The 14,024-nt window shown below is 69.1% G+C and carries 14 protein-coding genes and 1 riboswitch; of the genes, 11 read left to right on the top strand and 3 right to left on the bottom strand.

Features of this window, described 5'->3' with window-relative positions:
* Positions 1–5: 5 nt before the first annotated feature.
* Both N788_RS13150 and N788_RS13145 read right to left on the bottom strand, forming a co-directional pair.
* Entirely contained in the window at positions 6–1,451 is a 1,446-nt protein-coding gene (locus N788_RS13150; RefSeq protein ID WP_051924663.1) for an FAD-dependent oxidoreductase, read from the bottom strand.
* Positions 1,452–1,517: 66 nt separating this feature from the next.
* Positions 1,518–2,033, bottom strand: a complete 516-nt coding sequence (locus tag N788_RS13145; protein ID WP_034225937.1) for a MarR family winged helix-turn-helix transcriptional regulator — start codon at positions 2,031–2,033, stop codon at positions 1,518–1,520.
* Positions 2,034–2,246: 213 nt separating this feature from the next.
* A riboswitch (glycine riboswitch) is annotated at positions 2,247–2,346 on the top strand.
* A gap of 40 nt (positions 2,347–2,386) precedes the next feature.
* Here N788_RS13145 and gcvP point away from each other — a divergent pair.
* Positions 2,387–5,251: an aminomethyl-transferring glycine dehydrogenase gene (gcvP, locus tag N788_RS13140; RefSeq protein ID WP_034225934.1), complete on the top strand. Its 2,865-nt coding sequence runs from the start codon at positions 2,387–2,389 to the stop codon at positions 5,249–5,251.
* On the opposite strand, the gene chrA is transcribed toward gcvP, so the two are convergent.
* Positions 5,224–6,411 (bottom strand): chromate efflux transporter, encoded by a 1,188-nt coding sequence (gene chrA / locus N788_RS13135; protein WP_034225931.1) that lies wholly within the window; start codon positions 6,409–6,411, stop codon positions 5,224–5,226. The genes gcvP and chrA overlap by 28 nt on opposite strands.
* A gap of 67 nt (positions 6,412–6,478) precedes the next feature.
* On the opposite strand from chrA, the gene N788_RS13130 reads away from it, so the two are divergent.
* The 10 genes from N788_RS13130 to cysK all read left to right on the top strand — a co-directional run bounded on the left by N788_RS13130 (position 6,479) and on the right by cysK (position 14,020).
* A complete protein-coding gene (locus N788_RS13130; RefSeq protein WP_034225928.1) occupies positions 6,479–6,799 on the top strand; it encodes an ArsR/SmtB family transcription factor in 321 nt (106 codons plus the stop codon).
* Positions 6,796–7,800: an ArsJ-associated glyceraldehyde-3-phosphate dehydrogenase gene (locus N788_RS13125; RefSeq protein WP_034225925.1), complete on the top strand. Its 1,005-nt coding sequence runs from the start codon at positions 6,796–6,798 to the stop codon at positions 7,798–7,800. The genes N788_RS13130 and N788_RS13125 overlap by 4 nt, the downstream gene beginning before the upstream one ends.
* Positions 7,797–9,017: an organoarsenical effux MFS transporter ArsJ gene (gene arsJ, locus N788_RS13120; protein ID WP_034225922.1), complete on the top strand. Its 1,221-nt coding sequence runs from the start codon at positions 7,797–7,799 to the stop codon at positions 9,015–9,017. Before N788_RS13125 ends, arsJ begins: the two co-directional genes overlap by 4 nt.
* Before the next feature lie 76 nt (positions 9,018–9,093).
* Complete coding sequence (locus tag N788_RS13115) at positions 9,094–9,651, top strand: RNA polymerase sigma factor (protein ID WP_211250733.1); 558 nt, start codon at positions 9,094–9,096, stop codon at positions 9,649–9,651.
* A 52-nt stretch (positions 9,652–9,703) separates the two neighbouring features.
* A complete protein-coding gene (locus N788_RS13110) occupies positions 9,704–10,081 on the top strand; it encodes an HvfA family oxazolone/thioamide-modified RiPP metallophore (RefSeq protein WP_034225919.1) in 378 nt (125 codons plus the stop codon).
* A gap of 7 nt (positions 10,082–10,088) precedes the next feature.
* On the top strand, positions 10,089–10,946 hold the full coding sequence (locus N788_RS13105) for an HvfB family MNIO-type RiPP peptide maturase (protein WP_034225915.1): 858 nt from the start codon (positions 10,089–10,091) through the stop codon (positions 10,944–10,946).
* Complete coding sequence (locus N788_RS13100; RefSeq protein WP_034225910.1) at positions 10,933–11,712, top strand: HvfC family RiPP maturation protein; 780 nt, start codon at positions 10,933–10,935, stop codon at positions 11,710–11,712. The genes N788_RS13105 and N788_RS13100 overlap by 14 nt, the downstream gene beginning before the upstream one ends.
* Positions 11,712–12,365: an HvfX family Cu-binding RiPP maturation protein gene (locus tag N788_RS13095; RefSeq protein WP_051924662.1), complete on the top strand. Its 654-nt coding sequence runs from the start codon at positions 11,712–11,714 to the stop codon at positions 12,363–12,365. The genes N788_RS13100 and N788_RS13095 overlap by 1 nt, the downstream gene beginning before the upstream one ends.
* 31 nt (positions 12,366–12,396) lie before the next feature.
* Positions 12,397–13,032 (top strand): ribonuclease T, encoded by a 636-nt coding sequence (gene rnt, locus N788_RS13090; protein WP_051924661.1) that lies wholly within the window; start codon positions 12,397–12,399, stop codon positions 13,030–13,032.
* 31 nt (positions 13,033–13,063) lie between these two features.
* Positions 13,064–14,020 carry a cysteine synthase A gene (gene cysK, locus N788_RS13085; RefSeq protein ID WP_034225908.1) on the top strand — a complete coding sequence of 319 codons (957 nt, stop codon included), beginning with the start codon at positions 13,064–13,066 and terminating at the stop codon, positions 14,018–14,020.
* The last annotated feature ends 4 nt before the right edge of the window (positions 14,021–14,024 follow it).

Here is a 14,024-nt window from a genome sequence, read left to right as displayed (position 1 = left end):
TGATTTCAACCGCAGCAGCTGGCAGCGGCCTTTGCCGGCCGAACGCTCGCTCGGGCAGCCGGCTTCGTGGACCCACAGCCGCAGCCCGCCGTTCCCGCCGCCTTCGCGTTTTCGTCGGCGACGCAGCAGGCCGTACTGTCCTGGACAGGCGCGCCGCCGCAGCAGCCCGCTGCCGCGTTCGCCGGCGAACGGGTGTCGGTGACTTCATCGGCAAACTGGGTGATGCAGACGCCGGTTTCCGGAAGCACCAGTTCAACCCGGCGCGCGGCCTCCCAGTCACCGGCCAGGGCGGCGGTAACCGAGCGTACCTGTTCGTAGCCGGTCAGCAGCAGGAAGGTCGGCGCGCGACCGTAGCTCTTCATGCCGACGATGTAGATGCCGTCATCGGGGTGGCGTAGCTCCTCGGCGCCGTGCGGGCGAACGCTGCCGCAACTGTGCTGGTTCGGGTCGATCAGCGGGGCCAGCGCGGTCGGGCTTTGCGTGCCCGCGTGCACCGACAGACGCACCTCCGACAGCAGCGACAGGTCCGGGCGGAAGCCGGTGGCCGCAATGATTTCATCCACGGCGGGCAGGTTTCGTCCTCCGGCCTTTGCGACGATGCCCGAGGGGGTGTTTTCGAGCGTGTCGATCTCGATGCCGGTATGCACGGTCAGCATGCCCTGGCCCACGAGCCGGGCGATGTCCTGGCCGAGCCGGCCGCGTTCCTTGAGTTGGTCGTTGTCGCCGCCACCCAGAACGCGTGCCAGCGAGGAGCGACGCAGCGCCCAGTGCACGTGCATGCCGGGCGACTGCGTGGACAGGCGTGCCAGGTCCTTGAGCACGTTGAAGGCCGAGTGGCCGCTGCCCACCACCAGCACGCGCTTGCCTGCGTAGCGACCGCGCTCGCTGCCGACCACATCGGGAATGCCGTAGCTGATGCGGCCGCCCAGCGCGCGCTCGCCCAGCGCCGGCAAGCCGGAGGCACCCAGCGTGTTCGGGTGCTCAATGGTGCCCGAGGCGTCGATCACGGCCTGGGCCAGCACCTCGTGCTCTCCGCTGGCGTCCCGGTACTGCACGACGTAGGGCTGCCTTTCGCGTCCGGCGTCCTTCATCAGGTCACGCCGGTGACGGGCCACGCCCAGCGCGCGCGCCCCCAGGCGCAGCCGCGGCGCGATCTCCGGGGTGGCGGCCAGGGGGCGCAGATACTGGTCGACCACTTCGCCGCCGGTCGGGAAATCGGCGGGATCGGGTTCCTTCCAGCCGCTTGCGGCCAGCAGGGCGCGGGCCTGGCTGTCGATGGTGAACTCCCAGGGCGAAAACATGCGCACGTGCGCCCAGCGCTGCATGCCGGCGCCGACGGAATCACCCGCCTCGAGCAGCAGCGGCTCCAGGCCGCGCGAAAGCAGATGGGCCGCGGCGGCCAGGCCAACCGGGCCGGCGCCGATGATGACAACGGGAAGCGGGGTGTTCATGACGATCTCCTCTGGACTCCCGGACCGGGATGTAATTGGTAGTAGCAACTAGATGGGCAAAAAAACTCAGCCGCAGCCCGGGCCGGTGTCGCCCGGGGCGCAGGTGGATGGGGCGCAGGCCCCTGCGACGAAACGCTGTTCGGCGGCCTTGGCCAGGCGCTGGATCAGTTCGGTGGCGCCGGCCCGGACTTCGGGGGCCAGGTCGCCCAGCAGCGCTGCCTGCTGCTGCACCATCTCGTCTTCGATGCGCTTGTACAGGGCGCGGCCTGCCGGCGTGATGCGCAGCGACTGGGCCCGGGCATCGTCGGGGTCGGGCAGGCGCTCGACGTAGGCCTTGCGCACCAGGGCGTCGACCACGCGGGTGACGGTGCTCTTGTCCAGCCTCAGGACCTCGGCCATGGCCTGGGCACGCATCGCGCCACGCTTCACCAGCGATTCCAGGGCATGGCACTGGGTGACCGAGATGTCGTGGCAGCAGATGCGGTCACGGTCGCGGACCTGGTAGATGCGCACCAGCTCGGCCACGGCGGCGTGGAGGCTGCGGGCGTCCTGCATCAGCTTGGTGTTGGCGGTGCTTGCCATGGGACGGGTCATTTAGTTGCGTGTACCAACCATATTCCCCGGCACCACCCCGTGTCAAGCCCCGGGACCTGGAAACCGGACCCGGGCCATGACCCCGGTTTCACTGCCTTCGGTTAGAATGCCCGGGCTCGATGCGCGGTATGGGAGAGGCTGGCTGCGGCCAGCGCCGAAGGCGTAACGCCCGTAATCGCTCAGGACCCGGAACCGTACCGCGCGAGCGACTCTGGAGAGACCGGAACCAACCGGCGCCGAAGGGGCATGGCACGCGGCAGCGCGGGCCAAAACTCTCAGGCAAAAGGACAGAGGGGCGCCCCGTGCGGCTTGCACGGCCCCTTCCCATGTCCGGATCCGCCATGAATCGCGACAGCCTGCGCCAGCTCGAACACCACGACGCCTTCCTCGAACGCCACATCGGCCCCAACGACGCCGAGGTCGCGCACATGCTCCGGACCATCGGCCACGACTCGCTCGAGTCGCTGACCGACGCCATCGTCCCGGCGAGCATCCGGTCGGCGACGCCGCTGGCCCTGCCCGAGCCCATCTCCGAAGTCGAGGCGATCGCCAAGATCCGCCAGGTCGCCAGCAAGAACCAGGTCTTCCGCAGCTTCATCGGACAGGGCTACTACGGCACCCACACGCCGAACGTCATCCTGCGCAACATCCTCGAGAACCCGGCCTGGTACACCGCCTACACCCCCTACCAGGCGGAAATCTCCCAAGGCCGCATGGAAGCGCTGATCAACTTCCAGACCATGTGCGCCGACCTCACCGGCATGGAGATCGCCAACGCCTCCCTGCTCGACGAAGCCACCGCCGCCGCCGAGGCGATGACCCTGGCCAAGCGCTCGGGCAAGTCCAAGTCGAACATCTTCGCGGTCTCCAGCGGCGTGCACCCGCAGACCCTGGAAGTGCTGCGCACGCGCGCCGAACCGCTGGGCATCGAGCTGGCCATCGCCGGGGACGCCGAACTGGCCGCCGTCGATGCTTTCGGCGTGCTGCTGCAGTACCCGGACACCTTCGGCCACGCCAACGACTACCGCGCCCTGGCCGATACCGTGCACGGCCGCGGCGGCCTGGTCTGCGTGGCCACCGACCTGCTGGCCCTGGCCCTGCTGGTGCCGCCGGGCGAATGGGGTGCCGACATCGTCGTCGGCAATACCCAGCGTTTCGGCGTGCCTTACGGTTTTGGTGGTCCGCACGCGGCCTTCATGGCCTGCAAGGATGCCTTCAAGCGCTCGATGCCGGGCCGCCTGATCGGCGTCTCCATCGACGTCGAAGGCCAGCCGGCCTACCGCCTCACGCTGCAGACCCGTGAGCAGCACATCCGCCGCGAGAAGGCCACGTCCAACATCTGCACCGCCCAGGTGCTGCTGGCGGTGATGGCCTCGATGTACGCCGTTTACCACGGCCCCGAGGGCATCCGTCGCATCGCGATGCGCACCCATCGCCTGGCCGCCCTGCTGGCGGGCGCGCTGCGCAAGGCCGACGTCGAGGTCGGCACCGGTTTCTTCGACACCCTGCACGTGACCGGCGTCGACGCCGATGCGGTGCACGCCCGCGCCGCGGCGGCGCGCATCAACCTGCGCCGCATCGACGGCCGCAGCCTGGCGATCAGCCTGGACGAAACCAGCACCCGCGCCGACGTGCTGGCGCTGGCCAAGCTCTTTGGCGCCCGCATCGACGACATCGACGAACTCGATGCCGTCACCGCCGACGCGCTGCCGGCGTCGCTGCGCCGCGAATCCGAGTTCATGCTGCACCCGGTGTTCAATACCCACCACAGCGAACACGAGCTGCTGCGCTACATGCGCTCGCTGGCCGACAAGGACCTGGCGATGGATCGCACCATGATCCCGCTGGGCAGCTGCACGATGAAGCTCAATGGCACCGCCGAAATGATCCCGGTGACCTGGCCCGAGTTCGCCAACATCCATCCGCTGGCGCCGGCCGACCAGACCACCGGCTACCGCGAGCTGGTCGATACGCTCGAAGCCATGCTGGTCGAGTGCACCGGCTACGACGCCGTCAGCCTGCAGCCCAACTCCGGCGCCCAGGGCGAATACGCCGGCCTGCTGGCGATCCGCGCCTACCACCGCGCCAATGGCCAGCCGCAGCGCGACATCTGCCTGATCCCGGAATCCGCGCACGGCACCAACCCGGCCTCGGCGCAGATGTGCGGCATGACCGTGGTGGTGACCAAGTGCGACGCCAACGGCAACGTCGACGTCGCCGACATCCGCCGAAACGCCGAGAAATATTCCGACCGCCTGGCGGCCCTGATGGTCACCTACCCGTCCACCCACGGCGTGTTCGAGGAAGACGTGGTCGAGATCTGCGACATCGTGCACCAGCACGGCGGCCAGGTTTATACCGATGGCGCCAACATGAACGCCATCGTCGGCCTGGCCAAGCCCGGCAAGTGGGGCTCGGACGTCAGCCACCTGAACCTGCACAAGACCTTCTGCATCCCGCACGGCGGCGGCGGCCCCGGCGTGGGTCCCTGCGCGGTGAAGGCGCACCTGGCGCCGTTCCTGCCCAAGTCGCTCGGCGGCCGGGGCGAGGTCGGCATGGTCTCGGCCGCGACCTTCGGTTCGGCATCGATCCTGCCGATCAGCTGGATGTACATCACACTCATGGGCGCCGTCGGCCTGCGCAAGGCCACCCAGGTCGCCCTGCTCAACGCCAACTACATCGCCAAGCGCCTGGCGCCGCACTACAAGACGCTCTACACCGGCCGCAATGGCCTGGTCGCGCACGAGTGCATCCTGGACCTGCGCCCGATCAAGGACGCCACCGGCATCAGCGCCGAAGACGTCGCCAAGCGCCTGATCGACTTCGGCTTCCATGCCCCGACGCTGAGCTTCCCGGTCGCCGGCACGCTGATGGTGGAGCCGACCGAGAGCGAGTCGCTGCACGAACTCGATCGCTTCATCGACGCCATGATCCAGATCCGCGACGAAATCCGCGCCGTCGAGGAAGGCAAGCTCGACCGCGAGGACAACCCGCTGCGCAACGCGCCGCACACCGCCACCGCGGTGTCGGCCAGCGAGTGGACCCACGCCTATCCGCGCGAACTCGCCGCCTTCCCCCTGGCCACCCTGCGCCAGCAGAAGTACTGGCCGCCGGTGGCCCGCGTGGACAACGTCTACGGCGACAAGAACGTGATGTGCGCCTGCATCCCGATCGATGCCTACAAGGACGAACCCACGGAAGCGTGAAGCAACAGGATGGTGGCCACGACGATGGCCACCACCCAGAGCACGTTCCACCTGGCCACCGCCAGCAGCGCCAGACCGGCGATCGCGATCACGGCATCGCCGGCGCCCTGTACGCCGGCAGGCAGCACGGTGCCCACGAACGCCGCCGCCAACAGGCCAACGACGACTGCATTGACGCCGGCGACCACCGCCGCGGCCCCGGGTCGCGCCGCCAACCCGGACCACAGTGGCAGCAGCGCCGCCACCAGGATCAGGCCCGGCAGGAAGATCGCCATCAGGGCCAGGGTGGCGCCGACTCCCGGCGTCATCCCGGTCGGCACCAGGGCACCGAGGTACGCCGCCAAGGCAAACATCGGCCCCGGCACGGCCTGCGCGGCACCGTAGCCGGCCAGGAACGCGTCTTCGCCCAGCCAGCCGGTGGCGACCGTGGACTGCTCAAGCAAGGGCAACACCACGTGGCCACCGCCGAAAACCAGGGCGCCGGCTTCGTAGAACGCTGCCGTCAGCGCCAGCGCCGACGCGCTCTCATCGGCGACCGACAGGGCCGTCGCCAGCCCGACCGCGAACAGGCCCAGCAGCCAGCCGCCGGTGCGCGCCGAGTGGCGCGTTCGTAGCGTGCCCGCGGGCAGGTTCGCGACGCCGCGGCAAAGCCATATGCCCAGGACCCCGCCGGCGGCGATCACCGCCAGCTGGTGCCAGGCCGGCCCACCGGCCAGCATCACGCCCAGCGCCAGCACCGCCAGCAGCGCCCGCGGCCCGTCCGGCACCAGGCTGCGCGCCATCCCGACCAGGCCATGCGCCACGACCACCACGGCGACCAGCTTCAGGCCGTGCACCAGGGGCGCCATCAGCCCGGCATCGACGCTCGGCGCGACAATCGCGAAGCCGAAAAGCAGCAGGGCCGAGGGCAGGGTAAAACCCAGGAAAGCCAACAGCCCGCCGGCCCAGCCTGCACGCAGCAGGCCCACGGCGAAACCAAGCTGGCTGCTGGCGGGCCCGGGCAGTGCCTGGCAGATCGCCAGCAGCTGGGCGAATTCGGCCTCCGACAGCCAGCGCCGCCGGGCCACGAACTCCTCGCGGAAATAGCCCAGGTGGGCGATCGGTCCACCGAAGGAGGTCAGGCCCAGCCGCAGGAAGACCAGGAAGAGTTGGGCGCGCATCGCCGCGATTCTAGCCGGCGTCGCAGCCTGACTTTGAAGTGTCACATAGTTCGACTATTCTAGAACAATGAAAACGAAACAGGCCCTGGCCGCCCTCTCCGCGCTTGCCCAGCCGCACCGGCTGGCCGTGCATCGCTGGCTGGTGGAACGCGCGCCGGACGGCGCCTTCGCCGGTGAAATCGCCGAACACCTGGACCTGCCGACCACCACCCTGTCCTTCCACCTCAAGGCACTGCTGCAGGCCGGGCTGGTCGAAGCCGAGCCCAGTGGCCGCCACATCCGCTATCGCGCCGACCTCGACGCCGTGCAGGGCCTGGTCGCCTACCTCACCGAAAACTGCTGCGGTGGCGATGCCTCCCGCTGCGCCCCAAGGAAAAAATCCGCATGAGCCTTCGCATCGGCATCAATGGCTTCGGCCGCATCGGTCGCCTCGCCCTTCGTGCAGCCTTCGACCGGCCCGACCTGCGCTTCGTCCAGGTCAACGACCCGGCCGGCGACGCCACCACCCTCGCCCACCTGCTGAACTTCGACTCGGTCCATGGACGCTGGTCGCACGAAGCCCTGGCGGATGGCGACGCCCTCGTGATCGATGGCCAGCGCATCCCCGTCACCCGCAACAAGACCATCGCCGATACCGACTGGTCGGGTTGCGACGTGGTGATCGAAGCCAGCGGCAAGATGAAGACCACTGCCGTGCTGCAGGCCTACCTGGACCAGGGCGTGAAGCGCGTGGTGGTCACCGCGCCGGTGAAGGAAGCCGGCGTGCTCAACGTGGTGATGGGCGTCAACGACCACCGCTACGACCCGGCACAACACCGCATCGTCACCGCCGCCAGCTGCACCACCAACTGCCTGGCGCCCATCGTCAAGGTCATCCACGAAGGCCTGGGCATCCGCCACGGCAGCATCACCACCGTGCACGACCTCACCAATACCCAGTCCATCCTCGACCAGCCGCACAAGGACCTGCGCCGCGCCCGCGCCTGCGGCATGAGCCTGATCCCCACCACCACCGGTTCGGCCACCGCCATCACCGAAATCTTCCCGGAGCTCAAGGGTCGACTAAACGGCCACGCCGTGCGGGTGCCGCTGGCCAACGCCTCGCTGACCGACGCGGTGTTCGAAGTGAAGCGCGAAACCACGGTCGAGGAAGTGAACGCACTGCTCAAGGCGGCCGCCGAGGGCCCGCTCAAGGGCATCCTGGGCTTCGAGACGCGGCCCCTGGTGTCGATCGACTACCGCACCGACCCGCGCAGCAGCATCGTCGACGGCCCCTTCACGATGGTCGTCGCCGGCACCCAGGTGAAGGTCTTCGCCTGGTATGACAACGAATGGGGCTACGCCAACCGCACGGTCGAACTGGCGCACAAGGTCGGCACCGGCGGATGAATCCGCTGACCCGCCAGTACCTGCTGGTGACGGCCAACTACTGGGCCTTCACCCTGACCGACGGCGCACTGCGCATGCTGGTGGTGCTGCACTTCCACCAGCTGGGCTATTCACCGCTGCAGGTGGCGATGCTGTTTGTGTTCTACGAATTTTTCGGCGTGGTCACCAACCTCGTCGGCGGCTGGCTGGGCGCCCGCCTGGGCCTGAACCGGACGATGAACCTGGGGCTGGTGTTGCAGGTCGGCGCGCTCGCGATGCTGGCCGTGCCCGCGGCCCTGCTCGCCGTGCCCTGGGTCATGGCGGCGCAGGCGCTGAGCGGCATCGCCAAGGACCTGAACAAGATGAGCGCCAAGGGCAGCATCAAGCTGCTGGTGCCGGGTGACCAGCAGGCACGCCTGTATCGCTGGGTGGCGCTGCTCACCGGCTCGAAGAACGCGCTCAAGGGCGTGGGCTTCTTCCTGGGTGCGCTGCTGCTGGCCTGGCTGGGATTCGGCGGCGCCGTCCTGGCCATGGCGGCAATGCTGGCGCTGGTGTGGATTGGCAGCCTGGTGTTCCTGCAGGCCGACCTGGGTCGCGCCAGCGCCCGGCCGAAGTTCCGGGAACTGCTGTCCAAGAGCCCGGCCATCAACCGGCTGTCGGCGGCGCGGTTGTTCCTGTTCGGTGCCCGCGACGTCTGGTTCGTGGTGGCGCTGCCGGTTTTCCTGGCCGAGCGGCTGGGCTGGCCGCATGCCGAGATCGGCGCATTCCTCGCGCTGTGGATCATCGGCTACGGCGCCGTGCAGGCGCTGGCGCCGGCCATCACCGGACTGCGCAGCGGGCCCGTCCCCGACGGCCGGGCCGGCTTTGCCTGGGCCTTGCCCCTGGCCGGCGTGGCAGCGGCCATGGCGGCGGCGCTCTGGGCCGGCTGGCCGGCCCAAACGGTCGTGGTGACCGGGCTGCTGGTCTTTGGGGTGCTGTTCGCGCTCAATTCGGCCCTGCACAGCTACCTGATCGTCAGCTACGCCCGCGAAGACGGCGTATCGCTGGACGTGGGCTTTTATTACATGGCCAATGCCGGCGGCCGCCTGCTTGGCACCGTGCTCTCGGGCGCGGTCTACCAGGCCTGGGGACTGGCCGCCTGCCTGGCGGTGTCGTCGGTGTTCATCCTGATGGCGGCGCTGGTTTCACTGGGGCTTCCGCGGCACGTCGCACCTGGGCCGGCACCCACGGGAACCTAAACGCCACCTGAATGCCTTCGGCGGGCCGCGCACCCTTTCACCCGGGCCTCGCCACTTGGAGGGTATGACCATAACGGTGAACCCATCCATGAAGGCCGCGATGCCCGGCACGCCCGTCCCCGTTGCCCATCCCTGGCAGGACGACCTGCTGGCGGCGCGCGCCGGTGACTGCCTGGCCCTGGAACGCGTGCTTACCCGCTCGCGCCAGGACCTGCGCCGCTACGCCGAACACCATTGCGTGGTGAACGACGTCGAGGACGCCGTGCAGGAGTCGCTGTTCACCGCGTCGCGAAAGCTGGCCGACCTGCGCCAGCTCGAGTCCTTCACCTCCTGGCTCTTCCGCATCGTCAAGCGCGAGTGCAACCGCATGAAGCGCGGCTGGCGGCAACTGCGCCAGGAGCCGCTTACCGAAGACATCGCGGGCCCCTGCGCCCAGGCGCCCGCCGGACTGGCGAGCGACCTGGCCGCCGCGCTGGAATCACTACCCGCCCACTATCGCGAGATCATCCTGCTGCGCGATGTGCAGGGACTGACCATCGGCGAACTGGCCGACGCGCTGGGCCTCACCCGCGAAGCCAGCAAGGCGCGCCTGCACCGCGCGCGTGCACTGGCGCGCGAATACCTTCAGGATTAAACCCGCGGGCCCGCCCGCACCACTGCAAGCAACCCAACGAGGGAGCCACACCATGTCCAAGAAGACCCTGAAACCCGTCGTCCTCGCCGCCAGCGCCGCGCTGCTCGGCTCGATGGCCCTGTCCACCTCCGCCTTCGCCATGGACACCCTGGCCCAGGGCTACCTGCTCGCCGCCGCGGACGACCACAAGGGCGAGGAGGGCAAGTGTGGCGAAGGCAAGTGCGGCTCCGACAAGGCCGAAGAAGGCAAGTGCGGCGAAGGCAAGTGCGGTTCCGACAAGGCCGAAGAAGGCAAGTGCGGTGAAGGCAAGTGTGGCGCCGACAAGGCAGGCGAGAAGGGCGAGGAAGGCAAGTGCGGTGAAGGCAAGTGCGGCTCCGACCACGCCGGCGACGAAAAGGGCGAGGAAGGCAAGTGCGGCGGCAACGCCTGAGCCAGGCATGACGTCCACGCGCACATTGCCGACGACTGCCGTAGGCCTGGGCCTGCGACGGGCCCTGCTGGGTCCGCTGCAGGCCGCGCCGGCGGGGGATTTCGACTTCCTGGAGTGTGCGCCGGACAATTGGATTGGCGTGGGGGGGCGTTTCGGCGCCGCCCTGCGCGAGCTCAGCGCACGACATCCGCTGGTTTGCCACGGCCTGTCGCTGTCGCTGGGTTCGACCGATCCCTTCGACGACACCTACCTGCGCAAGCTGCGGCGCTTCCTGGACGAACACCGGGTGCCGGTATTCAGTGAGCACCTGAGCTACTGCAGCGACGATGGCCAGCTCTACGACCTGCTGCCCATCCCTTTCACCGAAGAGGCCGTGAACCATGTCGCCGGCCGCATCCGCCAGGTGCAGGACGCGCTGGGGCGGCGTATCGCTGTCGAAAACATCTCCTATTACGCCGCGCCCTACCAGGCGATGCCGGAACTCGACTTCATCATCGGGGTGCTGGCCGAAGCCGACTGCGAGCTGTTGCTCGACGTCAACAACGTCTACGTCAACGCCATCAACCACCGCTACGACCCGCAGGCCTTCCTCGACGGCCTGCCCGGCGGGCGCATCGCCTATTTCCATATCGCCGGCCACTACGACGAGGCCGACGACCTGAAGGTGGACACCCACGGCGCGGCGGTGAAGCCCGACGTGTTCGCCCTGCTCGACGACGCCTGCCGGCGCTTCGGGCCGCGACCGACCCTGCTCGAACGCGACTTCAACATCCCGCCGTACGCCGAACTGGTCGCTGAACTGGCCCAGGTGCGCGACGTGCTGGCAGGCCACGCCCCCGCAACCGGCCGCCATGCCCGCGCCTGAAACCCTGCGCGCGCAGCAAGCGCGCCTGGCCGCGCACGTGCGCGACCCCGACGTCGAGGCGCCGCCGCCCGGCATCGAAGACCGCCGCCTGAAGATCTACCGCGACCTGTTCTACAACAGCCTGCAGGGCCTGCTGGCCGCCAACTTCCCGGTCATCCGGACGTTGCTGGGGGACTCGGCCTGGCATGCCCTGGTGCGCGATTTCTATCGCGACCATCGCTGCACGACGCCGCTGTTCCCGGAACTGCCGCGCGAGTTCATCCAATACCTGCAGGAACGCGACGACCCTGGCCAGGCCGACCCGCCCTGGCTGGTCGAGCTGGCGCACTACGAATGGGTCGAACTGGCGTTGGACCTGAGCGAGGCCAGCGACCAGGCGACGCCACACGATGCCGACGGCGATCTGCTCGCCGGCAAGCCGGTCGTTTCACCCCTGGCCTGGCCGCTGGCCTACACCTGGCCGGTGCACCGCCTGTCGCCGGGCAAGCTGCCGACCGAGCCGCCGCCCACGCCGACCTTGCTGCTGGTGCGCCGGGGCGCTGACCTGCGGGTCCACTTCCACGCCCTGAGCCCGCTGACCTTCCGGCTGCTGCAGCGGCTGTCGGAACAGCCCGGGCTCAGCGGCCGGCAGCAGCTCGAGGCCCTGGCCGTGGAAGCGGCAGCGCCGGACCACGAGGCTTTCATTCGCCAAGGCAGCCACATGCTTGACCAGCTACGCGCCGATGGCGTGCTGCTGGGCGTCCAACCCGATACGGAGATTTCCTGATGAGCCACGATGCAAGCACCCGCTGGCTGGCGCTGACCGAACGCCTGGAGGGCACCGGTCGCTGGCTGGCGCCGCTGGGCCTGCGCCTGCTGCTGGCCTGGGAGTTCTGGGAAGCGGGCATGCAAAAACTGCGCGGCGAAAACTGGTTCGCCGGCATCCAGGACAAGTTCCCGACGCCGCTCGACCTCGTGCCGGTCGACCTGAGCTGGACCCTGGCGACCTGGGCCGAACTGGTCGGTGCCGTCGCCCTCCTGCTTGGCCTGGGCACCCGCTTTTTCGCCTTCGCGCTGCTGGTGCTGACCGCCGTGGCTACCGTGTCGGTGCATTGGCCGGCGGACTGGGGCAGCCTTTCCGAGCTCTGGCGCGGCTACGCGATCAGTGACAAGGGCTTCGGCAACTTCAAGCTGCCGCTGCTGTTCGCGGCCATGCTGCTGCCGCTGGTTTTCCACGGCGCCGGCCGGCTCAGCCTGGACGCCCTGCTGGCCGCCGGCAGCGCCACCACGCCGCGGCGCAGCCTGGCCGATCCGCTGGCCTGGGCGCTGGCGCTGGCCGTGCTGGGAATCCCGACGCTGATGCTGCTGCCGGTGGCCGGCCTGGCACTGCTGGTGATGTCGCTGCTGCTGCTGGCCGCCGGGAGGCTCTGGCCGGCCTGAGTCGCGGCCCGGCCCTGTTATCCTTCGCGGCATGGAAAACACCCCCACGCCGCGCATGGCCGAGCGCTTTCGCGGCTTCCTGCCCGTGGTCGTCGACGTCGAAACCGGCGGCTTCGACTGCAACCGCCATGCCCTGCTCGAGATCGCCGCGATCCCGATCGAGCTCGACGAAGCCGGCGACTACGTGCCCGGCGAAGTCGCCAGCAGCCACGTCGAGCCCTACGAGGGCAGCGAGATCGACCCCAAGTCCCTGGAAGTCACCGGCATCCGCCTGGACTGCGTGCTGCGCGGCGCCCTGCCCGAGCGCGAGGCCCTGGACCTGGTCTTCGCCAAGGTCCGGGCGGCGGCCAAGCGGCACGGCTGCCAGCGCGCCATCCTGGTCGGGCACAACGCCCATTTCGACCTCGGCTTCCTGAACGCTGCGGTGTCGCGGGTGGGACACAAACGCAACCCTTTCCACCCCTTTTCCACCTTCGATACGGTTACGCTGGCCGGCATGGCCTATGGCCAGACCGTATTGAGCCGGGCCGTGCAGGCCGCCGGGCTCGAATGGGACGGCGACCAGGCGCATTCGGCCGTGTACGACACCGAACGCACCGCGGCGCTGTTTTGCGACGTGCTCAATCGCTGGCGCCGCTCGGCCGGGGCGGCACTGGCGACCCGCTGATCCGGCACTTCCCTGGCAGGGGTACCCCGTCATGATCCACGACAGCATCCTGGGCACCGTCGGCGACACGCCGATCGTGCGCATCAACCGTCTCGCCCCAGAAGGCGTGCAGATGTACGCCAAGCTGGAGTTCTTCAACCCGATGTCATCGGTGAAGGACCGCCTGGCCACCGCGATCATCCTCGACGCCGAAGCCTCGGGAACGCTCAAGCCGGGCCAGATGGTGGTCGAGGCCACGTCCGGCAACACCGGCATCGCCCTGGCGGCGGTCTGCGCGGCACGCGGTTATCCCTTCGTCGCCTTCATGTCCGAGACCTTTTCGGTCGAACGCCGGAAGCTGATGCGGGCGCTGGGCGCCAAGGTCATCCTGACCCCGGCCGCCGAGCGTGGAAGCGGCATGGTGCGGCACGCCCAGGCCTTCGCCGAGAAACACGGCGCCTTTCTCGCCCGGCAGTTCGAGAACCCGGCCAACCCGGCCTGGCACCGCGCCACCACCGGCCCCGAAATCCTGCGCGATTTCGCCGGCCGCCGGCTCGACTGGTTCGTCACCGGTTATGGCACCGGCGGCACCCTCACCGGTGCCGGCGAGGTGCTCAAGCTCGCCCGCCCCACCCTGAAGATCGCCGCCACCGAGCCCGAGGGCGCGGCCCTGCTGTCGGGCAAGGAGTGGCAGCCGCACAAGATCCAGGGCTGGACCCCGGACTTCATCCCGGACGTACTCAACCGCGACATCTACGACCTGATCGTGCCGGTCAACGATGTCGTGGCGCGCGACACCGCACGCGACCTGGCCACGCGCGAGGGCATCTTCTGCGGCATCTCGGGCGGCGCCACCTTCGCGGCGGCGCTGGAAGTCGCGCGCACGCTGGACCCGGGCAGCGTCGTGTTGGCCATGATCCCGGACACCGGCGAACGCTACCTGAGCACCTTCCTGTTCGAAGGCATCAACGAGGGCAGCGACGACGAGTGGCTGGCCTCGCTGGGCTGACCGG

Source organism: Arenimonas donghaensis DSM 18148 = HO3-R19 (genome assembly GCF_000743535.1).
Lineage (GTDB): Bacteria > Pseudomonadota > Gammaproteobacteria > Xanthomonadales > Xanthomonadaceae > Arenimonas > Arenimonas donghaensis.
This window is presented reverse-complemented; position numbering and strand designations above follow the sequence as displayed.